We start from the raw sequence: 26,645 nt of genomic DNA on the forward strand, positions 1-26,645 counted from the left end.
AGGTAGGAAGCCGACGTACCGGCGCACATCACGCCGGGGAGCCAAGTGGGACGTACGACCGGGGTAGGGGGTGGGGCGACCGCGGTAGGGGGTGAGCAAGTCCCTCCGGCGCGGGCGGCTGTCCTTTTCGGTACGGGCTTGGGTGCCCGTGCCGTACGGGCCTTCGGCGGCGTCGGCCCGCGTGACGGGGGGCGACCGGGCCCCGCCTCTCCCCGGCGCGGCTCGGCGGCTTGGCCACACGGCGGTTCGGCGGTTCGGCGGGCTCGGCGGGCTCGGCGGCGAACCGAAGGCCCGCCGGACGCCTACACCTGACGGCCGCTCACGCCGTACCCGGCCGTACCAGCCCCGACTCGTACGCGAAGATCACCGCCTGGGCCCGGTCCCGCAGCTCCAGTTTGGCCAGCACTCGGCCGATATGGGTCTTCACGGTCTGCTCCGCGACGACCAGCCGCTCCGCGATCTCCTGGTTGGACAGCCCGCGCGCGATCAGCTCCAGCACTTCGGTCTCCCTCGGCGTCAGACCCGCCAGCCGCAGCGAGGGATCCTTCCGGGGAGCCGGTCGCTGCGCCGCGAACTCCGCGATGAGACGGCGGGTCACCGAGGGAGCCAGCAGCGCCTCGCCCGCCGCGACCACCCGGACCGCCGCGATCAGATCCGACGGAGGCGCGTCCTTCAGCAGAAAGCCCGACGCGCCCGCGCGGAGCGCCTCGTACACATAGTCGTCCACGTCGAACGTGGTCAGCATCAGCACCTTCGGGATGTGCACGACCCCGGCCGGGGGCTGAAGGATCGCCCGCGCGGCGGCCAGACCGTCCATCTCGGGCATGCGCACATCCATCAGGACCACATCCGGATGCGTGGAGCGCGAGACCTCCACACCCGCGCGCCCGTCCGGCGCCTCGCCGACCACGTCGATGTCGGACTGGGCCGCCAGCAGCGCGGCGAACCCCGCCCGCACCATGGCCTGGTCGTCGACGATGATCACACGGATCGTCACCCGGCATCCTCCGAGGTCATGGGTGCGGCGAGCGGCAGACGCGCGGCCACCCGGAAGCCGCCGTCCGGCAGCGGACCGGTGTCCAGCGTGCCGCCGTTCAACCGTACGCGCTCCCGCATCCCGACCAGCCCGTGGCCCGTACCCGACGTCTCCAGGGGCGCAGCCGCCGCGTCTGCGGGGCCGTTGACCACCAGCACCGTCAGATCCGTTCCGTCCGAGACCACGGACACCCGTGTGAGCGCGCCCGGCGCGTGCCGCATCACATTCGACAGCGCCTCCTGAACGATCCGGTACGCCGACAGGTTCACCGCCTGCGGCACCGCACCCGGATCCACGCTCAGCGACAGCTCGGCGGGGACCCCCGCCCGTACCGTCGCCTCCACCAACTGCTGCACCCGCGAGAGCCCCGGCTGCGGGGTCAGCTCCCCGTCCGCGCCCTCGCTCCTCAGCACCGCCAGCAGCCGTCGCATCTCCGTGAGCGACTCCCGAGCGCTCGCCGCGATCGCCCCGAACTCCTCGCGTGCCGTGTCGGGCAGGCCCTCGATCCGGTACGGCGCCGAGTCCGCCTGCACCGTGATCACGGACATATGGTGGGCGACGACATCGTGCAGCTCACGGGCGATCCGGGTCCGCTCCTCCAGCAGGGTGCGCTGGGCCCGTTCCGTCTCGCTGATGGTCTCCTGGGCCGCCAGCCGCCGCTGCGCCTCCCCGCGCTCCCGCAGCGCGCCGGTGAGCACCAGCACCACGCCGCTCAGGACGAGCATCACCACCCAGGTGCCGTCGCTCATATCCGACCGGAGCAGTTCGAACAGCACGCCCGCCGCGCCCGTCAGCAACCAGACCGCCACCAACGCGCGGCGCGACTCCCGCAGTCCGAGGAGGGCCATCAGGATCGCGTAGCCGACGATGACCGCCGGTGGCCACGGCCAGGCCAGCCCGGCCGTCCTGTCCGCGGTCAACAGGGCCGCCGCACCCAGCACATCGGCCGTGAACACGATCCACCAGGCTTGCAGCGGACGTACCAGCGCGAGCAGCAGCGGAGCCGTCTGTCCGATGGCGAGCGCCCCGGCGAGCGGGCCGTTCAGCTGGTAGCCCTCGGTCAGCAGGGAGACGGTGACCGGCAGCAGCACACAGACAGCCGCGAACACGACGACGAACGGCGCCCGCCGCAGCCACGGTTTCGCGGCCGAGGCGAGAAGCGGGGTGGGGGGATGGGACGGCGTGCGGATCGAGTCCGCGAGGAGCCGCAGCTGCTCACGGGCGGAGTGCCGCAACGAGGGCTGGGGCGAGTGCCGGGGCGGGGGCTGGTTCGACGGCCGCGGTGGGCGCTGCGGTGACTGGGGCATGGCACCGCCAGCGTAGGCAACGCGGCGGGACGGCGGCGTCATACTCCGGGGTGGTGGGCATGTCATACCGGGGTACGACGGGTCCGCCGCACCGGGTGCCGGTCCGCCGCACCGATTCCGTATGACACCGCCGTACGGATTCCCCGGTACGTCTCCATACGGCACACGGCCGTGCGGTTTCCGTACGACACCGCCGTACGGACGCCGTAAACGCCGTACGGAAACCGGCGCCGCGGTCCTCACGTCCTCACGGTCCTTACAGCTCCGCGAGCAGCTCCGCCTTCTTGGAGCTGAACTCGTCGTCCGTGACGAGCCCCGCCTGATGCAGCTCGCCGAGGTGACGTATCCGTTCCGCGATGTCCGCCGGGTCGCGCCGCCCCGCCCTCAGCGCCGGCACCGGGGCCGCGGCCGACTTCTGTACGGACGCCAGCACGGCGGCGGCGAAGGGCAGGGACTCATGGACGGGCCCGTTCCGCAGGCCGAAGAGGACCGAGGCCGGATCCTTGTCGATCCGTTCGGGCCGGGCGTCGGACTCCGAGCGCCGCAGCAGCCGCAGATAGCCGTCGAGGGCCTCGGGCGTTCGCCATTCGACGCCGCTCAGCTCGTCCACCGCGAAACTCTGGTCGCCCGCCTTCCACTTGGCGGAGGACGCGCCCGTCCACGACCAGCGGAAGTCGACGCGCCTGCCGTCGAAGGACGCCTTGCCGTCGTACGCCTTGAAGGTCATCGGCGCCCTGGGGGCGGCCACGGCGTAACGCGTGGCGGGGCGGTCGGCGTCCGGGCGCAGCACGGCCCGCAGTTCGTCGCGGTAGTACTCGGCGAGGGTCTCCCGGCCGGCGGGGAGCACCAGCCGGTAGGGATCGCTCTCCTCCTTCAGCTGCCCCGCCGCCGCGTCCATCAGAGGATCCGCGCCGGACCTGGGTGCCGCGTGCAGCACGACGGTCCCCCGCTTGCCCGGGGAGAGTGTCACCGACGCCAACGCCTCGTGAGGGATGCGGCGTTCGCGGAGCGCCTGGAACAGCTTCGGTGTGCGGTGCCCCCGTTCGAAGCGGATGAGCACGGAGTCGGACTCGAACTCCCATGTGGCTTGAATTCCGGCCAGTACATCACCCATGCACATCATCGTAGGGGGCTCGAGCCCGCACGTCGCCCCTTGGCGCAAACCCCGGTTCATGAAGTTCTACGCGCGTCAGGCCCTTGCTTCTCCGGAAATGTCGCTGTGGCACAGGTCGTCCTCGCTCGCGCAGCTCACTCCGTCGTAGGCTCCGACGCCTATCTCCGCGAAGTTGACGAGACTCTCCGTTCCTGGCTCGAAATAGCCGGTGTGGCCGATAGCGCCCGCTGCGGACATCACCCGCGCCCCGAACCCGGGGGACACCGGGTCCTCGCCGTGCCCGAGGCCGCCGACCTCCAGATGCGGTACGTCCTCGATCCAGTCGTCATGGTCGCGCATCGCCCAGACGCGGGCGCGGGCGCGGAGCGCGGCGACGTTCTCGGCGCGCATCCCGGGGCTGCCCGCGACCGCGATGTCGGTCACCCGCTCGGTGAGCCGACGCGCGGCGACCCCGCACACCACGGAGCCGTAACTGTGGCAGATCAGAGCAATCTTGGACGTTCCGGGCAGTGCTTCGGTGAGTGCGGCCAGCCGGACCGAGCCGCTCTCCGCGAGCCTGCCCATGGCCGAGTCCATCCCGATCCCGGCGGGCGCGGTGTAGTCGGCCCAGGCGATGACGGCGGTACGGGTGCGGGGTGAGGCGGCCCGTTCGGCGGCGTACAGGGACTGGGCCATGCCGGCGGGCGCGCTGTACTGGCGGGTCGAGCGCTGGAAGGTGAGCAGATTGGAGTCGACGCCGGGGACGATCACGGAGACGCGTTCGGCGCGATCGAGGTCCCCGAACACCTCCGCGACCTTGCCGGAGCCGGCCGGGTCGAACGCGAGGATCTGCCGCTCCGGGCTCATCAGCGCCTTGAACCGGTCGATGCGCCGGACGGCCTCATGGCGGCCGGCCGCGCTGAGCGCGGTGACGGCCGCCCGCCCGCGCTCCCGCCCCAGGGCGCGGGCGAGCGCCGTGCGGTTGGCGCGGTAACGCAGGGCGACCGGTGCGCCGTTGAGGTTGCCGACGACCAGCGGGAAGCGGTCCGCGAGGTCGGCGCGGTGGTAGCCGCCGATGGAGGCGAAGAACGCGGCAATCCGTTGTGGCGGAGCATCGGTCCGCGGTAGCGGCAGACTGCCGATGCGGGCACTCCGCCAGCCCGCCGACTCGGCGTCGAGCGGACCGCCGGGGCCGTTGTCGTGCCGGACCGCCGTCCATCCGGTCGTCGCCAGCATGACGAACACGACCGCCAGCGCGAGTAGGGCGCGCCAAGCGGTGGTCGTGGGGGACGAGTCGGAGGGGGTCACTGCGGAACAGCCTAGGAGAAGGGGGTGGGGGCTCGTGGGGACCGTGAGGCAGATCACGTGTTCAGAGGGTGTGATCGGGGAAGGTGCTGCGGCGCTTGAGTACGCCGACCGGGTGCCTCCCGTTTCCGCTTCCGCTGTCGCCCCACCCTGGTCCGGCCACCTCTCGGGGCCCGCTCCCTCGTGCCCGCGGCTCAACCGCCGTTGGGATCGGGCGTGTTGGCGGGTCGCGGAGCCGTTCGGGCCTGTACGGCGTCCAGGGGTGGACGCACCTGCGGTGAGGGGGGATGGCGCGGGTCGCGCGTGACTCGATTGGCCGACCGGTCCGGCGTGTTGGCGGGCCGCCGAGCCGTTCGAGCCCGCTCGGGGTTCGACCTCGGACGCCGGTCGCCGCAGTCGGACGCCGGCCGCTACCGTCGGTCGCTGCCGTTGGACGTCGGTCGCCGCCGTTGGGTACCGGTCGCTACCGCGACCCCCGCCAGTCGCCCGCCAGCGCCGGCCTCACATGCTCCAGATAGGTCGCCGTGAGATCCCGGATCGCCTGCGTGCTGTAGTCGTCGCCCTGGCCCCACACCCGTCCCGCCACCCGCATCACCCCGGCGAACGCGGCCACCGCCACCCGTGGGCGCGGATCCTTGTCGATGTCGAGGCCCTCACGGTCGGCGATGAGCCGGGCGATCGCCTCCTCCACCTCCGTGGCGCGGCGCAGATGGGCCGCCAGCAACGCCGGAGTGCTCTCGATCACCATGTACGTACGCATATGGAGCTCGACCGGCACGATCTCCTCGATCGCCTCGCCGATGCTGTCCCACGCCGCGAGCACCCCGTTCCGCATCGCGTCGAACGGGCCTTCCGCCGCGGGCCGTTCGCGTACCGCCGCCACGAACTGGGACTCGATCAGCGTCTGGACGGCGAAGGCGGCCTCCTCCTTGCTGGCGAAGTACCGGAAGAAGGTGCGCTGCGACACCTCCGCCGCTTCCGCGATCTCGTCGACGGTCGTCTGCTCGAAGCCCTTGGTGGTGAACAGCTCCAGCGCCGCGCGGGCCAGCGCGTCGCGGGTCCGCTGTTTCTTCCGTTCCCGCAGTCCGGCGGCCGGCTCGACCGTCACTTCATGGCCTCACTTCATGGCTCCTGGCGGTGCTTTCGCCGCGTCGATCAAGCTCAGCGTACCTGTGAGCCAGATGACAGTTACCGACTAGTGAAATGGTTTGTCAACTGTCAGCGTCTGACTTTAATCTCTTCCGCATGACTAGTCAGACCACCATCGACAAATCGCCGAGGGACCCTCAGGACTCCCCCCCGGCCACGGCCAAAGGGCTTCGCGGCCACCCCTGGCTGACGCTCTTCGCCGTGGCCATCGGCGTGATGATGGTCGCGCTGGACGGCACCATCGTCGCGATCGCCAACCCCGTGATCGCGAGCGACCTCGGGGCCACCTTCGCCGACGTCCAATGGATCACCAACGGGTACTTCCTCGCGCTCGCCGTCACCCTGATCACCGCGGGCAAGCTCGGTGACCGGTTCGGCCACCGGCAGACCTTCCTCATAGGAATCGTCGGCTTCGCCGCGGCCTCCGCCGCCATCGGCCTCTCCGACAGCATCGCCATGGTGATCACCTTCCGGGTGGCCCAGGGTCTGTTCGGCGCGCTGCTGATGCCCGCCGCGCTGGGCCTGCTGCGCGCGACCTTCCCCGCCGAGAAACTGAACATGGCGATCGGTATCTGGGGCATGGTCATCGGCGCCTCCACCGCGGGCGGCCCGATCCTCGGCGGCCTGCTGGTCGAGCACGTCAGCTGGCAGTCGGTCTTCTTCATCAACGTGCCGGTCGGCATCATCGCGGTCGTCCTCGGTGTGATCATCCTCAAGGACCACCGCGCCGAGAACGCGCCGAGGTCCTTCGACATCCCCGGCATCGTGCTGCTCTCGGCGGCCATGTTCTGCCTGGTGTGGGCGCTCATCAAGGCCCCCGAGTGGGGCTGGGGCGACGGCAAGACCTGGGGCTTCATCGCCGTCGCACTCGTCTGCTTCGGGCTCTTCGCGTTCTGGGAGAGCAAGGTCGATGAGCCGCTCATCCCCATGAAGCTCTTCCGTTCCGTGCCGCTTTCGGCCGGTGTGGTCCTGATGGTCCTGATGGCGATCGCCTTCATGGGCGGTCTGTTCTTCGTCACCTTCTACCTTCAGAACGTGCACGGCATGAGCCCGGTCGACGCCGGACTCCACCTCCTCCCGCTCACCGGCATGATGATCGTCGGCTCCCCGCTCGCGGGTCTGATGATCACCAAGTTCGGTCCGCGGATCCCGCTGGCCGGCGGTATGACGCTCACGGCACTCGCCATGTTCGGCATGTCGACCCTGACCACCGGCACCAGCAGCCCTGTGATGTCGATCTGGTTCGCCCTCCTCGGACTCGGTCTCGCGCCGGTCATGGTCGGCGCGACCGAGGTCATCGTCGGCAACGCCCCGATGGAGCTGTCCGGCGTCGCCGGCGGTCTCCAGCAGGCCGCCATGCAGATCGGCGGCGCGCTCGGTACGGCGGTGCTCGGCGCGGTCATGGCCTCCAAGGTCGACAGCGACCTCGCGGGCAACTGGGCCAAGGCCCAACTCCCCCCGCTCGAAGGGGAGCAGCTGGACAAGGCCGCCGAAGCCGTTCAGGTCGGCGTGCCCCCTGTCGCGGAGGGCACGCCCCCGGAGATCGCCGCGAAGATCGCGGATGTCGCGCACGACACCTTCATCTCCGGCATGGGGATGGCCTGTCTGGTCGCCGCGGGCGTCGCGGTCGTGGCCATCTTCGTCGCCATGCTCACCAAGCGCGGCGAGAACGCCGAGGCGGGCGCGGGCGCGGCCCACATCTGAGCCGCCCGTGTCACGGGCCGGGCTCGCCCGGCCCTCACAACTCCGTCCGAAAGCCCCACCGGAACCGCGTCACCGTCCGGTGGGGCTTCCGGCTGTCGGGGCCAACCGTGCCCCGACAGCCACCGGCACATCCACGCCGGGGGAGGGTCAGCGTTCCACCGTGCTCGCAGCGGGCACGGACGCCGTCCCGCCCGGCGCCGGAGGCCCGCCCGAGGGCCCATCCGGGGACGGGGACGGGGACGGGGACGGGGACGGAGACGGGACCGGCACAGGGCCGGGGTCAGGGGTCGGGCCGGAACCGGGCGCCGGGAGCCGGCCCTCGGGGGAGAGCGCCGCCACCTGCTCCCGCAGCGCCTTCACCTCCGCCGTCAGAGCCTCCAGCAGGGCCGTCTGCCGTGCCTCCACCACGTCGTCCCGTTCGAACCGCGCGATGAACCAGGCCGCGATGTTGGCGGTCACCACACCCAGCAGCGCGATGCCTGAGATCATCAGCCCGACCGCGAGCATCCGGCCGAGTCCGGTGGTCGGCGCGTGGTCGCCGTACCCGACCGTCGTCATGGTCGTGAAGGACCACCACACCGCGTCCCCGAGGGTCTTGATGTTCCCGTCCGGCGCGTCCCGCTCGACATGGAGCACGGCCAGCGAGCCGAACATCATCAGCCCCACCACCGAGCCCCCGACATAGGTCGTGAGCGTGATCTGCGGAGCCATCCGGGCCCGCCGGCCCACCAGGAGCAGGGTCGCGAGGATCCGCAGCAGCCGCAGCGGCTGAATCAGCGGCAGGATCACCGCGAGCAGATCCAGCGGGTGTCTGCGGACGAACAGCCACTTGCCGGGGGCCAGCGTCAGCCGTACGAGGTAGTCGGCCGCGAAGGAGCCCCACACCACCCATTCGGTGATCGCGCAGAGCCGGTGCACCCACCGGTCCGCGCCGGGGGCCACGATCGGGACGGCGTACGCCACGCCGAACGCCACCGCGAGCACGAGCAGCGGCATCCGCAGCCGCTCTTCCCACCGGATCTGTGCCGTTCCCTCTTTCATGCCGTGCATCGTAGAGACGCCGAAGGGCGGCGGAACCCCCGCAGGAGTCCCGCCGCCCCTCACCGGCCCCTCCGGCCGGACACCCGTCCGACCGGGGAACCGGGCCGTACTCGTGCCGCGCCAGCGGCTTCATACCGACACTGCCGTACACCGAACACCGGACACCGCCGCCCGGCGACGCTCTCCGGCGACGCGCTCAGGCCACAGAGCCCGTCGCGGCACGCACAGCGCTCACCGCACTACGCGTCGCCGCCCGCCGGACCCGGATCCGCCGCGGCCACATCGAGCAGCTGATACCGGTCCACGGCCTGCTTCAGCACCGAACGGTCGACCTTGCCCTCGCGGGCCAGCTCCGTCAGCACCGCCAGCACGATCGACTCCGCGTCGATGTGGAAGAAGCGGCGGGCCGCGCCCCGCGTGTCCGCGAAGCCGAAGCCGTCCGCGCCCAGCGAGGTGTACGTGCCGGGCACCCAGCGCGAGATCTGGTCCGGGACCGAGCGCATCCAGTCGGAGACGGCCACGAACGGCCCCTCGGCCGTGCCGAGCTTCCGGGTGACATACGGAACGCGCTGCTCCTCCTCCGGGTGCAGCAGGTTGTACCGCTCCACCTCGACGGCCTCACGGCGCAGCTCGTTCCAGGACGTCGCCGACCAGACGTCGGCTCGTACGTTCCACTCCTCGGCGAGGATCCGCTGCGCCTCGACCGCCCACGGCACCGCGACACCGGACGCCATGATCTGCGCCGGGATCGCGCCCGCCTCGGCCGCCTTGTAGCGGTGGATGCCCTGGAGGATGCCCTCCACGTCGACGTCCGCTGGCTCCGCCGGGTGCTGGATCGGCTCGTTGTAGACGGTCAGGTAGTAGAAGACGTCCGGGCTCTCGCCGGGGCGGGCCTCTCCGTACATCCGGCGCAGACCGTCCTTGACGATATGCGCGATCTCGAAGCCGAAGGCGGGGTCGTACGCCACACAGCCCGGGTTCGTGGAGGCGAGCAGCTGCGAGTGGCCGTCCGCGTGCTGAAGGCCCTCGCCGGTCAGTGTCGTACGGCCGGCGGTCGCGCCCAGCACGAAGCCGCGCGCGAGTTGGTCGGCCATCTGCCAGAACTGGTCGCCGGTGCGCTGGAAGCCGAACATCGAGTAGAAGACGTACACCGGGATCAGCGGCTCGCCGTGGGTGGCGTACGCCGAGCCCGCGGCGACCAGAGAGGCCGTGCAGCCGGCCTCGGAGATGCCGTCGTGCAGCATCTGGCCGGTCGGCGACTCCTTGTAGGCGAGGAGCAGCTCCCGGTCCACCGACTCGTACTGCTGGCCGAGCGGGTTGTAGATCTTCGCGCTCGGGAAGAACGAGTCCATGCCGAAGGTGCGGTACTCGTCCGGGGCGATCAGCACGAACCGCTTGCCGATCTCCTTGTCCCGCATCAGGTCCTTGAGCAGCCGGACGAACGCCATCGTCGTGGCGATCGACTGCTGGCCGGAGCCCTTGCGGACCGCCGCGTAGGTCTTCTCCTCCGGCAGCGTCAGCGGCTTCGCGCGCACGACGCGGGTCGGCACATAGCCGCCCAGCGCCCTGCGGCGGTCGTGCATGTACTGGATCTCCTCCGAGTCGCGGCCCGGGTGGTAGTACGGCGGGAGGCCGCCTTCGAGCTGCGCGTCGGAGATCGGGATGTGGAGGCGGTCGCGGAAGCCCTTGAGGTCGTCGACCGTCAGCTTCTTCATCTGGTGGGTCGCGTTGCGGCCCTCGAAGTTCGGCCCGAGCGTCCAGCCCTTGACGGTCTGGGCGAGGACGACGGTCGGCTGGCCCTTGTGCTGCTTGGCCGCCTGGAACGCCGCGTACACCTTGCGGTGGTCGTGACCGCCGCGCCCCAGATGCAGGATCTGCTCGTCGGTCATGTTCTCGACCATGGCGCGCAGCCGCTGGTCGCCGCCGAAGAAGTGCTCGCGGATGTACGCGCCGGTCTCGGTGGCGTACGTCTGGAACTGGCCGTCCGGAGTGGTGTTCAGCTTGTTCACCAGCAGGCCGGAACGGTCCTGCGCCAGCAGCGGGTCCCAGGAGCGGTCCCAGACCAGTTTGATGACGTTCCAGCCGGCGCCGCGGAACTGGGACTCCAGCTCCTGGATGATCTTGCCGTTGCCGCGGACCGGGCCGTCGAGGCGCTGGAGGTTGCAGTTGACGACGAAGGTCAGGTTGTCCAGGCCCTCACGGGCGGCGATGGAGAGCTGTCCGAGGGACTCGGGCTCGTCCATCTCGCCGTCGCCGAGGAACGCCCACACATGCGAGGCGGAGGTGTCGGCGATGCCGCGCGCCTGGATGTAGCGGTTCATCCGCGCCTGGTAGATCGCGCCGAGCGGGCCGAGGCCCATCGAGACGGTCGGGAACTCCCAGAAGTCCGGCATCAGCCGGGGGTGGGGATAGGACGAGAGCCCGTAGGGGGCCTTCGACTTCTCCTGGCGGAAGGCGTCGAGCTGTGTTTCGCTGAGACGGTCGAGCAGAAACGCTCGGGCGTAGATTCCGGGCGAGGCATGGCCCTGGAAGAAGATCTGGTCGCCGCCGTCACCGCCGTCCTTGCCGCGGAAGAAGTGGTTGAAGCCCACGTCGTAGAGGGAGGCGGAGGAGGCGAAGGTGGCGATGTGGCCGCCGACGCCGATGCCGGGGCGCTGGGCGCGGGAGACCATCACCGCGGCGTTCCAGCGGGTCGCGTTGAGGACCTTGCGCTCGATCTCCTCGTTGCCGGGGAAGAAGGGCTCGTCCTTGGTCGCGATCGTGTTCACGTAATCCGTGCTGCGCATCTCGGGCACGGCCACGCGCTTCTCGCGGGCCCGCTCGATGAGGCGGAGCATCAGATAACGGGCCCGCTCCCGGCCCCTCTGGTCGACGGCGGCGTCGAGTGAGTCCAGCCACTCCTTGGTCTCTTCGGGATCGAAGTCCGGGACCTGGCTGGGAAGGCCGCCAATGATGATCGGGTTGCGATCTGATCCGGAAGCCACGCTGTTCCTTCACTGTTCGGAGACTTCGAAGTCCGGAGAGTCCGAAGCGCTCTTGGGGGAGTTACCGGGGCGGTGCCGCACCGCCTCCATCGTGTACCGCGGGGCGGGAAACGTCATCTCTACCGATAGGTAACCCGTGATCTCGCTGACATCCCCTCTCTGCCCCATGACAGGGTGGGCCAAATCGCAACCTTACGCCCAAGCCGGTAAGGAGTTCCGTTCGGGTGTTCGGCCCTGAAGGGTGTGGCGAGTGGACGTAAAGTGGCAAAAGCGGCCGAATGGCGAGTCGGGCGGTCCGAGTCCCGTTGGAACGTGTCAGGGGTTGCGGCGAGACGGACGCAAACGTCACCGTTTCGGCGGTCTGGACGGCCGGGTACTTGCGCGATCCGCCCGGCCCGTGTGGACTACGGCCAACGCCGCGCGTACGCGCGCGGCAGCAGCATCTACCGAACATGATCAGGAGGCAAGCCGTGAGCGCGACCGCGGACCACGCGGAGGAGCGGACCAACCCGGCGGCGAGGCTGGGGTTCGAGCCCGGACAGGTGGTCCAGGAGATCGGCTATGACGATGACGCCGACCAGGATCTCCGCGAGGGCATCGAGTCCGTCATCGGCCAGGATCTGGTGGACGAGGAGTACGACGACGTCGCCGACGTCGTCATCCTCTGGTTCAGGGACGAGGACGGGGACCTGACGGATTCCCTGGTGGATGCCATCGGCCTCCTCGACGAAGGCGGCGTGATCTGGCTGCTGACCCCGAAGACCGGCCGGGACGGCTATGTCGAGCCGAGCGACATCAGCGAGGCCGCTCAGACCGCTGGACTCTCGCAGACCAAGAGCATCAACGCCGCCAAGGAGTGGTCGGGCAGCAGACTGGTGGCCCCCAAGCGCTGAGCAGAACCGGGCGGCACGCCCGGTCAGGGCCCTCCGGATCCCGCCGGACTCCCGGCCCGGATCCGACAGCAGGGCTTACGGCCCCCTCCGACCCATGTCGGAGGGGGTCTCTGCGTAGGGTGGACCCATCACCCGAACGGGGTTCGGCGATCTCGCGGAGCCTCTTCGGGCCGGGTGGTACGGCGCGACGGCGAGAGCGCGGCTCGGCGAGCCGGGCGTCCCCGCACTGTCTCCGTATCCCCGTCCCCTTACATCCCCGTACATCTGTCCCCTACATCTACAGAACCGCGAATCCGCGGAACCGCGACTGCGAAGGGATCCACCCGCATGGCGATCGAGGCCGGCGCCAAGGCCCCCGAATTCGAGCTCAAGGACAACCACGGGCGGACCGTGAAGCTCGCCGACTACCGCGGCGAGAAGAACGTGGTGCTCCTCTTCTATCCGTTCGCCTTCACCGGCGTCTGCACGGGCGAGCTGTGCGCCCTGCGCGACGAGCTGCCGGCGTTCGTCAACGACGACACCCAGCTCCTCGCCGTCTCCAACGACTCCGTCCACACCCTGCGCGTCTTCGCCGAGCAGGAGGGCCTGGAGTACCCGCTGCTCTCCGACTTCTGGCCGCACGGCGAGGTGTCGCGGGCGTACGGCGTCTTCGACGAGGAGAAGGGCTGCGCGGTACGCGGCACCTTCATCATCGACAAGGAAGGCGTCGTCCGCTGGACCGTCGTCAACGCCCTCCCCGACGCGCGTGACCTCAACGATTACGTCAAGGCGCTGGAAACTCTCTGACGTATTTCCGACGTGTCGGTGTCGTGCGGGCGAACTCTTCCCTCGTGATCACGGGCGCGTCCGGGATACATCGGGCGACGTCCCGCGCCGAAGTCTGTTTTGCGCGGGAACCGGTCACTAGGATCCACTCGTTGATCCGACACGAAAGCACGACGGGGGCGCTGCCCCTGAAAACCAATGGAGGGACTCGTGGGAGTCAGCCTCAGCAAGGGCGGCAACGTCTCGCTGACCAAGGCCGCACCCGGCTTGACCGCCGTTCTCGTGGGCCTGGGCTGGGACGTCCGTACCACCACCGGTACGGACTTCGACCTGGACGCCAGCGCTCTGCTGACCAACGCCGAGGGCAAGGTCACCAACGACGGCAATTTCGTCTTCTTCAACAACCTCAAGAGCCCCGACGGCTCCGTCGAGCACACCGGTGACAACCTCACCGGTGAGGGCGAGGGCGACGACGAGGCGATCAAGGTCAATCTGGCCGCGGTCCCGGCGGATGTCGACAAGATCGTGTTCCCGGTCTCGATCTATGAGGCCGAGAGCCGCCAGCAGTCCTTCGGCCAGGTGCGCAACGCGTTCATCCGCGTGGTCAACCAGGCCGACAACAACGAACTCGCCCGCTACGACCTGAGCGAGGACGCCTCGACCGAGACCGCGATGGTCTTCGGCGAGCTGTACCGCAACGGGGCGGAGTGGAAGTTCCGCGCCATCGGCCAGGGTTACGCCTCGGGGCTGCGCGGCATCGCGCAGGACTTCGGCGTCAACGTCTGAGCCGGCACCACTCCGTCCGGCGCCGCACTCCCGAGTGCGGCGCCGGACGTGCCTGTGCGGCTCACGGGGCATGCGCCGCCGCGCATGCGGGCGCATGGGCGAATCCGTTCGAAGGCATGGGACGTCCCGCACCGGGCAGTCTGTGCAAGCGCACCGGACCCGCCACGCCGGGCGGCCGATGCGACACATCGTCATCAGGGGAGGACCACATCATGGGCGTCACGCTCGCCAAGGGAGGCAACGTCTCCCTCTCGAAGGCCGCGCCGAACCTCACGAAGGTGCTGGTAGGGCTCGGCTGGGACGCGCGCTCCACCACCGGAGCCGACTTCGACCTCGACGCGAGTGCGCTGCTCTGCAACAGCGGGCGCGTCCTGGGAGACGAGTACTTCGTCTTCTACAACAATCTCAAGAGCCCCGAGGGCTCCGTCGAGCACACCGGTGACAACCTCACCGGCGAGGGCGACGGCGACGACGAGTCGCTGCTGGTGGACCTCCCCCTGGTTCCGGCCAATGTCGAGAAGATCGTCTTCCCGGTCTCCATTCATGAGGCCGAGAACCGGGGTCAGACGTTCGGCCAGGTCAGCAATGCCTTCATCCGCGTGGTCAACCAGGCGGACGGCCAGGAACTGGCTCGCTACGACCTGAGCGAGGACGCCTCGACCGAGACCGCGATGATCTTCGGCGAGCTGTACCGGTACGGCGGCGAGTGGAAGTTCCGTGCAGTAGGCCAGGGGTACGCGTCGGGTCTGAGGGGCATCGCTCTAGACTTCGGGGTCAATGTTTCGTAAAGCCGCGCACTGAGCGGGGGAAAGCCCGTCATCCGTGCGCGGGGTGAACCTCCCCACGGACTGCCCGGGGGGAATCGGGGGACCCCCACTTACACGATTGGGTAGCAGGTGGTTCTGAAAACCTTCGGCTGGTCGTTCGCGGTCACCGCGCTCGGCTTGGTCGCGGCGGTCTTCTACGGGGGGTGGACCGGCTTCGGGATCGTGGCGATCCTGTCCATCCTGGAGATCTCGCTCTCGTTCGACAACGCGGTGGTCAACGCCGGAATCCTGAAGAAGATGAGCCCGTTCTGGCAGCGGATCTTCCTCACGATCGGCATTCTCATCGCCGTCTTCGGCATGCGGCTGGTCTTCCCCGTCGTCATCGTCGCCGTCAGCGCGAGCCTCGGCCCCATCGAGGCCGTTGAGCTGGCGTTCAACGACGAGGCCAGGTACGAGCAGCTCGTCACCGATGCCCATGCGTCGATCGCCGCGTTCGGCGGTATGTTCCTGCTCATGATCTTCCTCGACTTCATCTTCGAGGACAGGGAGATCAAGTGGCTCGCCTGGCTGGAACGCCCGCTCGCCAAGCTGGGCAAGGTCGACATGCTGTCGGTCTGCATCGCCCTGATCATCCTGCTGGTCAGCGCCCTGTACCTCGCCCCCGAGGCCCACACCCACTCCGGAGCCCAGGACAAGACCGAAACGGTCCTGCTCTCCGGCGTCGCCGGTCTGATCACCTATCTCCTCGTCGGCGGACTCTCCGGCTACTTCGAGAACAAGCTCGAAGAGGACGAGGAACGTGAGCACGAGGCCGAGGAAGCGGCCAGGAAGAGCGGCAAGCAGGTCTCCGTCGTCGCCGTCGCGGGCAAGGCCGCCTTCTTCATGTTCCTCTACCTGGAGGTCCTGGACGCGTCCTTCTCCTTCGACGGGGTCATCGGCGCCTTCGCCATCACCAACGAGATCGTGCTCATGGCGCTCGGCCTCGGCATCGGCGCGATGTACGTCCGGTCGCTCACCGTCTATCTGGTCCGCCAGGGCACCCTGGACGACTACGTCTATCTGGAGCACGGCGCGCACTACGCCATCGGCGCGCTCGCCGCGATCCTGCTGATCACCATCCGGTTCGAGATCAACGAGCTCATCACCGGTTTCGTCGGCGTCTTCCTGATCGGCTGGTCCTTCTGGTCCTCGGTCAGGCGCAACAGGGCGCTCGAGGCTCAGGGGAAGTCGCTCGGCGAAAAGTCGGAGCCACACTCCGAAGCCGGGGTGTGACACCGCGCTTATTGCGGAACGCTCTCTGCGGGGCGGCTTCGGGGCAGGTCCTCGGCGCCGCCCCGCTCACTGCGGGGAGAGCGGGGTGGACGGGTCCAACGACACCACTGGGGGTGGCACGGCATGGGGTTCTGGGACGGGCTCTTGGGCAGTAGGTCGGCACAGTTCGACACGGGCAACGCCGCGTCCAACTCGATTTCGCTGACGAAACGGCATCCGACGGTCTCCCTCACCAAACAGGGCGCGGCCACCGGCCATCTCCGCGTCAACCTCTCCTGGCGCATGCGGACGTCCGACATCGAGGGCAGGTCCCGGCAGAGCGGTCTGCTGCGGCACCCCTTCAAGCTCTTCAAGCCCGACGTGGTCCAGGCCCACACCCAGGGCATGGTCAACGTCGACCTCGACCTCGGCTGCCTCTACGAGCTGGCCGACGGCGCCAAGGGCGTGGTGCAGCCCCTCGGCGGCTTCCTCGGCTCGACGAACGAGCCGCCGTACGTCAGGCTCAGCGGCGACGACCGCTTCGGCTCCGGCTCCGGCGAGACGATCTACGTCAATCTCGATCATCACGCCGAGATCAAGCGGATGCTCTTCTTCGTCTACATCTACGACCAGACGCCGGCGTTCGACCGTACGCACGCGGTGGTGACCCTCTTCCCGAGCAGCGGCCCGCGGGTGGAGATCGAACTGGACGAGCGCGCTCCGCAGGCCCGCTCCTGCGCGGTGTTCTCCATGGAGAACGTCAAGGGAGAACTGATGGTGCGCCGTGAGGTGAAGTTCGTCTACGGCTTCCAGGCGGAGCTGGACCGGCTGTACGGATGGGGCCTCCAGTGGGGCCGCGGTTACAAGACCAAGCTGTAGCGGCTCCGGGGAGGTACCCGCGCGCCCGCTCGGGGGCGTACGCGCGCAGCGCCCGCTCAGGGACGTACGAACTGCGGACCCATCGGAGGCAGCCGGAAGTCCGGGTCCGGCACGAACGCCGCCGCGGGCTGTGGATAGCCGTACCCCTGCTGGGCCGGGGGAGAGGACGGCTGGGGGTAGCCGTACGCGGGCCCACCGGACGCGGCCGCGGCCTGCGGATAGCCGTACGCGGGCCCTGCGGGCGGCTGGGCGGGCGGCTGGGCGACGGTCGCCCCGGGAACGGCCCCCGGATCGGTCTCGTCGACCGAGATGCCGAAATCGGTGGCCAGCCCCACCAGACCCGTGGGATAGCCCTGCGCCACCGCACGGAACTTCCAGCCCTCCCCGCGCCGGTACAGCTCCCCGCAGATGATCGCCGTCTCCCCGCCCGTCTCCGGCCGCACATCGAAGACGGCCAGCGGCTCGCTGTCCCCGAGGGACGCGTCGTACAGCAGGATCCGCAGATCCCGTACATGCTGGAAGGTGTCGCCGTCGGAGGAGGCGGCGATCACGACCTGGTCGACGGAGGCGTCGAGCGCGGAGAGATCCGCCTCGACGGTGTCCGTCAGATGCTCGGCGACACGCTTCTTCGGCAGCCGCCGCACCAGCCCCGAGGGGTGGCGCGGCTGGTTGTAGAAGACGAAGTCCTCGTCGGAGCGCACCCGGGCGTCGGCGCCCAGCAGCAGGGCCGACGCATCCACATCGGGGACGCCCACACCCGGCGTCCAGCGCAGCACGGCTCGTACGGCCGTGGCATCCAGTGGGACGTTCGAGCCTTTCACCATCGCGTGCGTCATGCCCGTCATCCTGCCCTCCCCGGGCCCGCCCGGACAACGTGGGGCACTTGTTATCGGGCCGAGACACATGCATGGTGCAAGCGGGTTACCTCGTGTTCACCGCCACCGGGAACCCCGGACACTTGTTCGTACGTACTATTACCGGCCACGTCAATCAGGCGAGGCACCCAGCCGCACGGGGGAACTGCATGCGTCATTTCGGGCAACTCGCGCCCGCCGTCCGTGAGCGTCTGTTCCACCGGGAGCCGTGCGAGTTCAGCGCCGACTCCTCCGCACGACTGCTCGCGGCGGCCCTGGGGGCCACGCTCTACAGCCCCGCCACCCGCCCGAAGCTGGCCGACGACGTACTCAAGCAGGTCGACCGCGGAGTGGTCTCCATGGTGATCTGCCTGGAAGACTCCATCGACGACGCGGATGTGCCCGCCGCCGAGGACAATCTGATACGTCAATTCGCCGACCTCGATTCACGCGGTGTGGAACTGCCCCTGCTCTTCATCAGGGTCCGCGAACCCGGCCAGATACCGGACCTCGCGAACCGCCTCGGCGAATCCATTCGCAGATTGTCCGGATTCGTACTACCCAAATTCACCGAGGAGCGGGGCATCCCCTTCCTCGAAGCGCTCGCCACCGCCGAGGCCGCCACCGGACAGCGGCTCTTCGCCATGCCCGTGCTGGAGTCCCCGGAACTTCTCCATCTGGAGACCCGCGCCCAGATTCTCAGCGGAATCTCCGCCACCGTCGACAAGTACCGCGACCGCGTCCTCGCGCTGCGGCTCGGCGTCACCGACTTCTGCTCCGCGTACGGACTGCGCCGGACCCCCGACATGACGGCCTACGACGTCCAGATCGTCGCCTCCGTCATCGGCGACGTGGTCAACGTCCTCGGCCGCGCCGACGGCACCGGCTACACCGTCACCGGCCCGGTCTGGGAGTACTTCCGCCTCCAGGAGCGCATGTTCAAGCCCCAGCTCCGCCGCAGCCCCTTCATGGCAGGGCGCGCGGACGAGCTGCGCACCGCCCTCATCGAGCACGACCTCGACGGACTGCTCCGCGAGATCGAACTGGACCGGGCCAACGGGCTGACCGGCAAGACCTGCATCCACCCCTCGCACGTCGTGCCCGTGCACGCGCTGTCCGTCGTCAGCCACGAGGAGTTCAGCGACGCGCGGGACATCCTCAGCCCCGAGCGCGGCGGCGGCGGGGTGATGCGCTCCGCCTACACGAACAAGATGAACGAGGTGAAGCCGCACCGCGCCTGGGCCGAGCGCACGCTGCTGCGCGCGGAGGTCTTCGGAGTGGCGAGGGAGGAGGTCGGCTTCGTGGATCTGCTGACGTCCGGGCTCTCCGGCGAATGAGGCGAATGAGGCGACGACGGCCGGGCACGTACGGTGGGCGGTCGGCTGTGTCGGCGGTCCGTACGGCTTCGCACGCGGCGGTGCCCGTGGCGGTCCGGTCCCCGGTGAGCGGGGCCGTCAGGGGCCGCCGGAGCGGCTGTCCGGTGGGCGGGAAACTCCGGCGAAACGGTTCGCCGGTCAACGAGGGTCTTCGGCGAGAGGAAGAGACGCAGTGACGGTCTGGTCGGGAACATGGGTCGCGGAACGGCTCGGCGTCGGCCTCGAAGGAGACGGGCGGCTGCGCTCGCTCCTGGGGCTCGCCCTCCGCCGCAACCCCCGACGGGCCCATCTGCTCGTCTCGAACGTCCTGGGCAAGCACATCCCCCAGTCGCCCGCCGTCGTGTACGAGGCCGGGCGCGGTCTCGGGGCACGGGTCCGCGCGCTCCTCGGCGACGAGACCGCGGCCCGCTCGGTCGTCCTCGGTTACGCGGAGACGGCGACCGGCCTCGGCCACTCGGTCGCCGACGGCGTCCGGCTCGCGCCCTACCTCCACTCCACCCGCCGCCCGGTCGACGGCGTTCCCCGCGCGGGCGGCTTCGAGGAGTCCCACTCCCACGCCACCTCGCACCTCCTCCTGCCCGAGGACACCGGGCTGCTGGCGGCCACGGGCGCGCTGATCCTCGTGGACGACGAGTTCTCCACCGGCAACACCGTCTTGAACACGATCCGCGCCCTCCACGAGCGCTACCCGCGGGACCACTACGTGATCGTCGCCCTCGTCGACATGCGCTCCCCGGAGGACCGGGGCCGGCTGGAGTCCTTCGCGGCGGAGATCGGCGCACGGATCGACCTGATCGCCCTCGCCTCGGGGACGGTACGCCTCCCGGACGGCGTGTTGGAGAAGGGCCAGGCCCTCGTCGCGGAGCACGAGGCGTCCCCGCCGCGCGAGGAAACCCCCGGCAGCCCGCCGGTACGCCCCACAGGGCCTGCGCATTCCGCGGACCCCGCGGACCCCGCAGGCCCTGCGCGCCCGACGGGTGCCGAGCACCCCACAGACCCTGTGCGTCTCGCGGAAACCACCGGCGCTATGCAGACCGCAGGAACCACAGCGATCACAGGGGTCGCAGGGCTCACGGAGCCGACAGACCCCACTGTCCTTGTCGCTCCTGTCGCCCCCGTCTCCCGCGTCGAGCTGTCGTGGCCCCCCGGCGTACCCGACGGCGGACGCCACGGCTTCCTGCCCGGACACCGGGAGCGGCTGGAGAGCGCCCTGCCCGCGATGGCCGGCCGGATCGCCGACGCCCTCGAACCGGGAGCCCGCCGCGTCCTCGTCCTCGGCTCCGAGGAACTGATGTACGCGCCCCTGCGCCTCGGCACCCAGCTGGAACAGCTCATCGACGCCGAGGTCCGCTACTCCACCACCACCCGCTCGCCCGTCCTCGCCGTCGACGACCCGGGCTACGCCATCCGCACCCGGATCGCCTTCCCCGCCCACGACGCCCCCGCCGAGGGACCGGGCGAGCGGTACGCCTACAACGTCGCCGGCGCCGGGTTCGACGCCGTCGTCGCCGTCGTCGACTCCACCGCCGACACCCCCGAACTGCACGCCCCCGACGGCCTGCTGGCACAGCTCGCCGCCCACACCCGGCACCTGCTGCTGGCCGTCGTCCCCAGCCACATACCGCGAAAGGCCCCCATGGCGTCCACGGCCCCCGAGCCGCCCGAACTGCCCGAGCCGCTGCGCGGCCCCGCGTTCTCCTCGTACGCGCCCGACGACGTCGGCTGGCTGCTCCAGGACCTGTCCGACGCCGAGCTGGAGGCCCCCACCGAGGAGCGCGAGGAGGCGATCCAGAGCGGCGGCGCGCACTACGCCGAGTCACTGCCGGTGGAGTACCAGCCCAGCGCCGAGTACCAGCGGCTCTTCCAGCGGGCGCTCGCCGAATCCGCCGCCCGTATCGCCCGCGCCGTCGGCACCGTCACCGAGACCGTGCTCGCCGAGCGGTCCTCCCGGCCCGTCCTCGTCTCCCTCGCCCGCGCCGGCACGCCCGTCGGCGTACTGATGCGCCGCTGGGCACAGCAACGACACGGCCTGGACCTGCCGCACTACGCCGTGTCCATCGTCCGGGGCCGGGGCATCGACGCCAACGCGCTGCGCTGGCTCCAGCGGCACCACGACCCGGCCGACGTCGTCTTCGTCGACGGCTGGACCGGCAAGGGCGCGATCACCCGCGAACTCGCCGACGCCCTCGCGGCCTGCGACGACCTCACCGGTTTCGACCCGTCGATCGCCGTGCTCGCCGACCCCGGCGGCTGCGTCAGCACCTACGGCACCCGCGAGGACTTCCTGATCCCCTCCGCCTGCCTCAACTCCACGGTGTCCGGCCTGATATCGCGTACGGTCCTGCGCGCCGACCTCGTCGGGCCGCACGACTACCACGGCGGCAAGTTCTACCGCGAACTGGCCGGAGCGGATGTCTCGAACGACTTCCTCGACACCGTCGCCGCCCGCTTCGGCGAGGTGACGGCGGCCGTGGACGCCGACGTCAAGGAACTGCTCTCGGCCGACCGCGCCCCCACCTGGGAGGGCTGGGCCGCCGTCGAGCGGATCAGCGAGGAGTACGGCATCCACGACGTCAACCTGGTCAAGCCGGGCGTCGGGGAGACCACCCGCGTCCTGCTGCGCCGCGTCCCCTGGAAGATCCTCGCCCGCGCCGGAGCCGGAGCCGACCTCGACCATGTGCGCCTGCTCGCCGAACAGCGCGGCGTCCCCGTCGAGGAGGTCGGGGAACTCCCGTACAGCTGCGTCGGGTTGATCCACCCCCAGTACACGCGGGGCGCGACCGGCGCCGACGGCAGGGCGGTGACCGCGCTGTGAGCACGCTCGTCGCCAGTGATCTGGACCGTACGCTGATCTACTCCGCCGGAGCCCTCCACCTCACCACGCCCGACGCGGAGTCCCCACGGCTGCTCTGTGTGGAGGTGTACCAGTCCAAGCCGTTGTCGTACCTCACCGAGACGGCGGCCGGGCTGCTGCCCCGGCTGGCCGCCGAGACCGTCTTCGTGCCGACCACCACCCGGACCCGCGAGCAGTACGGGCGTATCCGCCTCCCCGGCCCCGCACCGCGGTTCGCGGTCTGCGCCAACGGCGGCCACATCCTCGTCGACGGCGTCTCGGACCCGCACTGGCGGCGCCGGGTCGCCGCCCGCCTCGCCGACGAGTGCGCCTCGCTCGACGAGGTGCGCGCCCATCTGATCGCCGTCGCCGACCCCGCGTGGCTGCTCAAGGAGCGCGTCGCCGAGGAACTGTTCGCGTATCTCGTCGTCGACCGCGCCCTGCTGCCCGAGGACTGGCTCAAGGAACTCGCCGACTGGGCCGACGGCCGCGGCTGGTCCGTCTCGCTCCAGGGCCGCAAGGTGTACGCCGTGCCGAAGCCGCTCACCAAGAGCGCGGCGGTCCGCGAGGTCGCCCACCGTGCCGGAACGGACCGGATCCTCGCGGCCGGCGACTCGCTCCTCGACGCCGATCTCCTGGAGGCCGCCGACCGGGGCTGGCGTCCGGGCCACGGCGAACTCGCCGACGTCGGCTGGAGCGCGCCCCATGTGGTGTCGCTGGAGGAGCGCGGTGTCGCGGCGGGGGAGGAGATCCTGCGCAGGTTCCTCGTGGAGCGGTAGCGGTAAACGGGACCGGTACTGGGATCGGGACCGGGGGCGCTGGGGCGCTGGGGCGGACGGGCGGACGGGGTGCGGTGGACCGCGTGCGGCGGACGGGCCGGGCAGGAGGTCCGGCGAGTCGGCCGCGTACGCGCCGCGGACGTCCGTCGGTGGACGGGGCCGGGCTCACAGGGAGACGCGGCGGCGCGACCCGTGCGCGTCCGTCACGCCCTGCGCCTGCCCGTGCCCGCCTTCCGCAGCCGTACGACCACGAACGCCGCCACGGCGAGCACCGCCGCCACGAGCACGCCCCGCGAGTAGGTGGAGACGTAGCCCGCCACCGACTCCCAGTTCTCCCCGAGCGCGTAGCCGGCGAGCACGAAGACCGTGTTCCAGATCGCGCTGCCGAGCGTCGTCAGGGTCAGGAACAGCGACAGCGGCATCCGCTCGACCCCCGCCGGAATGGAGATCAGTGAGCGGAAGATCGGGATCATCCGCCCGAAGAACACGGCCTTCGCGCCATGCCTGGCGAACCATGCCTCCGTGCGCTCGATGTCCGAGACCTTCAGCAGGGGCAACTTCGCCGCGATCGCGACCGTACGCTCCCGGCCGAGCAGCGCCCCCACCCCGTACAGCGCGAGCGCGCCGACGACGGAGCCGATCGTCGTCCACAGCAGCGCCGCGAGCAGATTCATCTGTCCCGCGCTCGAAGCGAAGCCCGCCAGCGGCAGAATCACCTCGCTGGGCAGCGGTGGGAACAGATTCTCCAGAGCGATGGCGATGCCCGCGCCGGGGGCTCCGAGAGTGTCCATCAGGCTGTTGATCCAGCCGGGCGCGCTGCTCTCGACGCCCGCGGCCGAAGCCGCCGCGCTGTTCATGGAGGTGACGATCATATGGTTCATGTGTACCACGCTAGGAAAAATCGCCTGAAGGAAAACTGAAGCCCGCCGCACGCAATCCTGCGGTTCACCGCAGTGTGCGCGGACCGGCCGACCCGTTAGCGTGCCGAGGCATGAAGGCGGACACGAAGGCGGATGTGAAGGCGGACACAAGGGCGGGAGCCGCGGTTGACGCGGTGGGCGCGGTGGGCGGCGGTGCCGTGGACGGGACGGCGCCGAGCCCGGCCAAGGCCGCCGTGGTGCGCGGCGCCCGGTACACGGCCGGTCTGGCCGCCGGATCGGTCACCGCCCTCGTCGAACTGCTCCTGGCCCTGCCCGCGGCCCTGGCGCTGCTCTCCGTCCTCGCCTGGCCGCGCGGCCGGCGCGCCCTGCTGCGCCCCCTGGGCGCGCTCGCGGTCATGATCACCGACATCGAGCGGCGCAGACTCGGCCGCTTCCTCGGGACGCCCACCCCCGCCACCGTCGAAGCCGCCGGCGCCGCCCGCTACACCGCCGCCCGGATACCGCTGGGCCTGCTCGGCGGGCTGATCCTGTCCTGTCTCCTCATCGGCCTGTCCTGGACGCTGTTCGCGCTCTTCGGCTGGATCTTCGTCCCCATCGACTATCCGGCGGCGGTCGCCGCCACCGGCCTCCTCGGGATCTTCATCGTCGTCCTCTGCGCTCAGGGCGTGTACGGCACGGTCCTGCTGGAAGGCCGGCTGGCCCGGCACTTCCTCGGCCCGAGCCACCACGAGGCACTGGAACGGCGCATCGCGCAGCTGGCGACCAGCCGCTCGGAGGTGATGGACGCGGTCGACGGCGAGCGCCGCCGTATCGAGCGCGATCTGCACGACGGCGTACAGCAGCGACTCGTCGCCCTCGGGATGCTCCTGGGCCGAGCCCGCCGCAGCCGCGACCCCGAGCGCGCCGATCAGCTCATCCTCCAGGCCCATGAGGAGAGCCGCCTCGCCCTGGCAGAGCTGCGCGAAGCGGCCTGGCGGGTCTATCCGACGGTGCTGGACGAGGCCGGACTGCACGCGGCCCTGGAGACGGTCGCCGAACGCACCCACCTGCCCGTACGCCTGGAGTACGCCGTGGAGCCGCCGCCCGCGCGACAGGTCGAGACGGTGGCGTACTTCGTCGTCTCCGAGGCCGTCACCAATGTGGTCAAACACTCGGGAGCCACCCGGATCACCGTGACGCTGCGCCGCGACGGCGGGACGCTGCGGCTGAGCGTCGAGGACGACGGCTCGGGCGGCGCGGACCCCGCCGGAAGCGGGCTCACCGGGCTGGCGAGCCGGGTCGCCGCGCTCGACGGCCACTTCGCGGTGCACAGCCCGTCCGGCGGGCCCACCACGATCACCGCGGAGCTGCCATGCGCGTAATCCTCGCCGAGGACTCGACCCTGCTGAGGGAGGGGCTCGTACGGCTGCTCGCGGAGGAGGGCCATGAGGTCCTGGCGGCGGTCGGCGACGGCGCGCGGCTGGTGGAGGCGGTGGAGCGGGAGCGTCCGGACGCGGTGGTCGCCGATGTCAGAATGCCCCCGACCCACACCGACGAGGGCCTGCGCGCCGCCCTGGAGATCCGCCGCCGCTGGCCGGAGGTGGGGGTGCTGGTGCTCTCGCAGTACGTGGAGAAGCGCTACGCGACCGAACTGCTCGCCGGCGAATCGGAGGGCGTCGGCTACCTGCTGAAGGACCGCGTGGTCCAGGTGGACGAGTTCCTCGACGCGCTGGAGCGGGTGGGGGAGGGGCGGGCCGCCTTCGACCCGGAGGTCGTACGCCGGCTCCTCGCCCGCAGCACGCGCGCGGACCCGCTCTCCCGGCTGACGGCGCGTGAGCGGGAGGTCCTCGCACAGATGGCGCAGGGCCACGCGAACGGGGTGATCGCGAAGCGGCTCCATGTGTCACAGAGCGCCGTCGAGAAACACATCAACGCGATCTTCGACAAGCTGGGGCTGACGAGGACGGCGGGCTACTCCCGGAGGGTGGTGGCGGTACTCCGCTACCTGGGCTCCTGACCGCCGGGGCGACCGGGCTCGGATTTCCGGAACCAACCTGGGCCGGGCGGCCTGGCGGCCGGGCCGGGGGTCCGCGCGGCCCAGCGCGGAGTCTCCGCGAGCCCGGATCCGCCGTTCAGCGGCCCGTCAGCCGCAGCAGCCACCACCGCAACAGCCGCCGCCTCCGCCACCACCGCCGCTGGGCGCGGGGCCCGCGGAGCCGGACCTGGCGCTCGCACCGCCGACGGCGACGGCCGAGAGCAGCTTGACCGTGTCGCCGTGCCCGGCGGGGCAGCTCGCGGGATCGGACGACCGGGCCATCGGCCGGTCCACTTCGAAGGTGTCGTCGCAGCTGCGGCAGCGGTACTCGTAACGGGGCATGCGGGTAAGGCTACGGGTTCCCCTGAGGTTCGCGCGCCTGCTGCTCACGAGCCGCCTCATCGGGATGGCGGGCCCGCCAGTACGGATTGTCATGGGGGAGCGTCGAGCTGACCCTTCCGTACATCCCGAAGAACATCAGCAGCAGGCCCACGACAAAGCTGAACAGCACGTTCTGGATGTGGAACGCGAGCGGGTTGAAGCTGGTGTCCAGCAGGGCGAGGTTGATGAAGCCGCTGCCGATGAAGGCGACTCCGAGCACCATGTTCAGCGTCGAGGCGAAATTGCCTCCGACGACCATCCCGGCGAGGAGGAGCCCACCGACGCAGAGGGAGAGGACGCTGAGCGCGCCATTGGTGTTGAGGCCGATGACGGTGTCGCCCGCGGTGCTGAAGAAGCCGATCTTGTTGATCAGTCCCAGAATGCCGAAGGCGATCAGGAACAGGCCCATCAGCCCGGCGCCGACACGGTAGACACGGCTGAGACGGTGATCGACGGGGAGATGCTCGTCCAGCTTGACGCGCTCGCGGTGCACGGCACGCTCGGCATGGGATTTTCTGCTGTGCAGTACGTGTGCGGCCATGTCCGGCCTCCTCGGGGACGTACTCG

Annotated in this window: 23 protein-coding genes; 12 read left to right on the top strand and 11 right to left on the bottom strand. The window is 70.3% G+C overall.

What is annotated here, in order from left to right:
• Nucleotides 1–319: 319 nt before the first annotated feature.
• The 5 genes from ACWEFL_RS02400 to ACWEFL_RS02420 all read right to left on the bottom strand — a co-directional run bounded on the left by ACWEFL_RS02400 (nt 320) and on the right by ACWEFL_RS02420 (nt 5,849).
• Nucleotides 320–997 carry a response regulator gene (locus tag ACWEFL_RS02400; protein ID WP_451706259.1) on the bottom strand — a complete coding sequence of 226 codons (678 nt, stop codon included), beginning with the start codon at nt 995–997 and terminating at the stop codon, nt 320–322.
• Nucleotides 994–2,343, bottom strand: a complete 1,350-nt coding sequence (locus ACWEFL_RS02405; protein WP_451706261.1) for a sensor histidine kinase — start codon at nt 2,341–2,343, stop codon at nt 994–996. Before ACWEFL_RS02405 ends, ACWEFL_RS02400 begins: the two co-directional genes overlap by 4 nt.
• A gap of 256 nt (nt 2,344–2,599) precedes the next feature.
• On the bottom strand, nt 2,600–3,457 hold the full coding sequence (locus ACWEFL_RS02410; protein WP_451706264.1) for a DUF4429 domain-containing protein: 858 nt from the start codon (nt 3,455–3,457) through the stop codon (nt 2,600–2,602).
• A 75-nt stretch (nt 3,458–3,532) separates the two neighbouring features.
• Entirely contained in the window at nt 3,533–4,744 is a 1,212-nt protein-coding gene (locus tag ACWEFL_RS02415; protein WP_451706267.1) for an alpha/beta hydrolase, read from the bottom strand.
• Nucleotides 4,745–5,204: 460 nt separating this feature from the next.
• Nucleotides 5,205–5,849, bottom strand: coding sequence for a TetR family transcriptional regulator (locus tag ACWEFL_RS02420; protein WP_451706270.1), 645 nt, complete (start codon nt 5,847–5,849; stop codon nt 5,205–5,207).
• Nucleotides 5,850–5,986: 137 nt separating this feature from the next.
• Here ACWEFL_RS02420 and ACWEFL_RS02425 point away from each other — a divergent pair, with 137 nt between their 5' ends.
• Entirely contained in the window at nt 5,987–7,594 is a 1,608-nt protein-coding gene (locus tag ACWEFL_RS02425; RefSeq protein WP_451706273.1) for an MFS transporter, read from the top strand.
• A 147-nt stretch (nt 7,595–7,741) separates the two neighbouring features.
• On the opposite strand, the gene ACWEFL_RS02430 is transcribed toward ACWEFL_RS02425, so the two are convergent.
• Nucleotides 7,742–8,644 (bottom strand): potassium channel family protein, encoded by a 903-nt coding sequence (locus tag ACWEFL_RS02430; protein ID WP_451706276.1) that lies wholly within the window; start codon nt 8,642–8,644, stop codon nt 7,742–7,744.
• Between the two features lie 230 nt (nt 8,645–8,874).
• Nucleotides 8,875–11,619, bottom strand: coding sequence for a pyruvate dehydrogenase (acetyl-transferring), homodimeric type (gene aceE, locus ACWEFL_RS02435; protein ID WP_451706279.1), 2,745 nt, complete (start codon nt 11,617–11,619; stop codon nt 8,875–8,877).
• A 470-nt stretch (nt 11,620–12,089) separates the two neighbouring features.
• Between aceE and ACWEFL_RS02440 the strand changes: the two genes are divergently transcribed.
• From ACWEFL_RS02440 to ACWEFL_RS02465, 6 genes are all read left to right on the top strand, one after another.
• Entirely contained in the window at nt 12,090–12,512 is a 423-nt protein-coding gene (locus tag ACWEFL_RS02440; protein WP_451706281.1) for a DUF3052 domain-containing protein, read from the top strand.
• Nucleotides 12,513–12,839: 327 nt separating this feature from the next.
• The gene (locus tag ACWEFL_RS02445) at nt 12,840–13,298 is read left to right on the top strand and encodes a peroxiredoxin (protein WP_451706284.1); all 459 of its coding nucleotides are present in this window, start codon (nt 12,840–12,842) and stop codon (nt 13,296–13,298) included.
• A 189-nt stretch (nt 13,299–13,487) separates the two neighbouring features.
• A complete protein-coding gene (locus ACWEFL_RS02450) occupies nt 13,488–14,063 on the top strand; it encodes a TerD family protein (protein ID WP_451706287.1) in 576 nt (191 codons plus the stop codon).
• A 212-nt stretch (nt 14,064–14,275) separates the two neighbouring features.
• Complete coding sequence (locus ACWEFL_RS02455) at nt 14,276–14,851, top strand: TerD family protein (protein WP_451706290.1); 576 nt, start codon at nt 14,276–14,278, stop codon at nt 14,849–14,851.
• 108 nt (nt 14,852–14,959) lie between these two features.
• A complete protein-coding gene (locus tag ACWEFL_RS02460) occupies nt 14,960–16,102 on the top strand; it encodes a DUF475 domain-containing protein (protein WP_451706293.1) in 1,143 nt (380 codons plus the stop codon).
• 123 nt (nt 16,103–16,225) lie between these two features.
• Entirely contained in the window at nt 16,226–16,960 is a 735-nt protein-coding gene (locus tag ACWEFL_RS02465) for a TerD family protein (protein ID WP_451706296.1), read from the top strand.
• 56 nt (nt 16,961–17,016) lie between these two features.
• Here the strand turns inward: ACWEFL_RS02465 and ACWEFL_RS02470 are convergent, their stop codons facing one another.
• Complete coding sequence (locus ACWEFL_RS02470) at nt 17,017–17,805, bottom strand: TerD family protein (protein ID WP_451706298.1); 789 nt, start codon at nt 17,803–17,805, stop codon at nt 17,017–17,019.
• Between the two features lie 179 nt (nt 17,806–17,984).
• Here ACWEFL_RS02470 and ACWEFL_RS02475 point away from each other — a divergent pair, with 179 nt between their 5' ends.
• The 3 genes from ACWEFL_RS02475 (at nt 17,985) to ACWEFL_RS02485 (ending at nt 22,802) form a co-directional block, all read left to right on the top strand.
• Nucleotides 17,985–19,151: an HpcH/HpaI aldolase/citrate lyase family protein gene (locus ACWEFL_RS02475; RefSeq protein ID WP_451706301.1), complete on the top strand. Its 1,167-nt coding sequence runs from the start codon at nt 17,985–17,987 to the stop codon at nt 19,149–19,151.
• A gap of 211 nt (nt 19,152–19,362) precedes the next feature.
• Nucleotides 19,363–22,005, top strand: coding sequence for a phosphoribosyltransferase domain-containing protein (locus ACWEFL_RS02480; protein WP_451706304.1), 2,643 nt, complete (start codon nt 19,363–19,365; stop codon nt 22,003–22,005).
• Nucleotides 22,002–22,802 (top strand): HAD family hydrolase, encoded by an 801-nt coding sequence (locus tag ACWEFL_RS02485; RefSeq protein ID WP_451706307.1) that lies wholly within the window; start codon nt 22,002–22,004, stop codon nt 22,800–22,802. Before ACWEFL_RS02480 ends, ACWEFL_RS02485 begins: the two co-directional genes overlap by 4 nt.
• A 203-nt stretch (nt 22,803–23,005) precedes the next feature.
• Here the strand turns inward: ACWEFL_RS02485 and ACWEFL_RS02490 are convergent, their stop codons facing one another.
• Nucleotides 23,006–23,683, bottom strand: coding sequence for a DedA family protein (locus ACWEFL_RS02490; protein WP_451706308.1), 678 nt, complete (start codon nt 23,681–23,683; stop codon nt 23,006–23,008).
• A gap of 110 nt (nt 23,684–23,793) precedes the next feature.
• Between ACWEFL_RS02490 and ACWEFL_RS02495 the strand changes: the two genes are divergently transcribed.
• Entirely contained in the window at nt 23,794–25,044 is a 1,251-nt protein-coding gene (locus tag ACWEFL_RS02495) for a sensor histidine kinase (RefSeq protein ID WP_451706311.1), read from the top strand.
• A complete protein-coding gene (locus tag ACWEFL_RS02500) occupies nt 25,035–25,679 on the top strand; it encodes a response regulator (protein WP_451706314.1) in 645 nt (214 codons plus the stop codon). Before ACWEFL_RS02495 ends, ACWEFL_RS02500 begins: the two co-directional genes overlap by 10 nt.
• A 126-nt stretch (nt 25,680–25,805) precedes the next feature.
• On the opposite strand, the gene ACWEFL_RS02505 is transcribed toward ACWEFL_RS02500, so the two are convergent.
• Together ACWEFL_RS02505 and ACWEFL_RS02510 are read right to left on the bottom strand one after the other, a co-directional pair.
• On the bottom strand, nt 25,806–26,039 hold the full coding sequence (locus ACWEFL_RS02505) for an FmdB family zinc ribbon protein (RefSeq protein ID WP_451706317.1): 234 nt from the start codon (nt 26,037–26,039) through the stop codon (nt 25,806–25,808).
• A 10-nt stretch (nt 26,040–26,049) separates the two neighbouring features.
• Nucleotides 26,050–26,619, bottom strand: a complete 570-nt coding sequence (locus ACWEFL_RS02510) for a DUF4383 domain-containing protein (protein ID WP_451706319.1) — start codon at nt 26,617–26,619, stop codon at nt 26,050–26,052.
• Between the last annotated feature and the right edge of the window lie 26 nt (nt 26,620–26,645).

Source organism: Streptomyces sp. NPDC004838 (genome assembly GCF_053600955.1).

Coding starts and splice junctions, on each gene's coding strand:
- ACWEFL_RS02405 (WP_451706261.1), bottom strand. CDS start 2,343: ATGCCCCAGTCACCGCAGCGCCCACCGCGGCCGTCGAACCAGCCCCCG.
- ACWEFL_RS02410 (WP_451706264.1), bottom strand. CDS start 3,457: ATGGGTGATGTACTGGCCGGAATTCAAGCCACATGGGAGTTCGAGTCC.
- ACWEFL_RS02425 (WP_451706273.1), top strand. CDS start 5,987: ATGACTAGTCAGACCACCATCGACAAATCGCCGAGGGACCCTCAGGAC.
- ACWEFL_RS02430 (WP_451706276.1), bottom strand. CDS start 8,644: ATGCACGGCATGAAAGAGGGAACGGCACAGATCCGGTGGGAAGAGCGG.
- ACWEFL_RS02445 (WP_451706284.1), top strand. CDS start 12,840: ATGGCGATCGAGGCCGGCGCCAAGGCCCCCGAATTCGAGCTCAAGGAC.
- ACWEFL_RS02455 (WP_451706290.1), top strand. CDS start 14,276: ATGGGCGTCACGCTCGCCAAGGGAGGCAACGTCTCCCTCTCGAAGGCC.
- ACWEFL_RS02465 (WP_451706296.1), top strand. CDS start 16,226: ATGGGGTTCTGGGACGGGCTCTTGGGCAGTAGGTCGGCACAGTTCGAC.
- ACWEFL_RS02470 (WP_451706298.1), bottom strand. CDS start 17,805: ATGACGGGCATGACGCACGCGATGGTGAAAGGCTCGAACGTCCCACTG.
- ACWEFL_RS02475 (WP_451706301.1), top strand. CDS start 17,985: ATGCGTCATTTCGGGCAACTCGCGCCCGCCGTCCGTGAGCGTCTGTTC.
- ACWEFL_RS02490 (WP_451706308.1), bottom strand. CDS start 23,683: ATGAACCATATGATCGTCACCTCCATGAACAGCGCGGCGGCTTCGGCC.
- ACWEFL_RS02495 (WP_451706311.1), top strand. CDS start 23,794: ATGAAGGCGGACACGAAGGCGGATGTGAAGGCGGACACAAGGGCGGGA.
- ACWEFL_RS02500 (WP_451706314.1), top strand. CDS start 25,035: ATGCGCGTAATCCTCGCCGAGGACTCGACCCTGCTGAGGGAGGGGCTC.
- ACWEFL_RS02505 (WP_451706317.1), bottom strand. CDS start 26,039: ATGCCCCGTTACGAGTACCGCTGCCGCAGCTGCGACGACACCTTCGAA.
- ACWEFL_RS02510 (WP_451706319.1), bottom strand. CDS start 26,619: ATGGCCGCACACGTACTGCACAGCAGAAAATCCCATGCCGAGCGTGCC.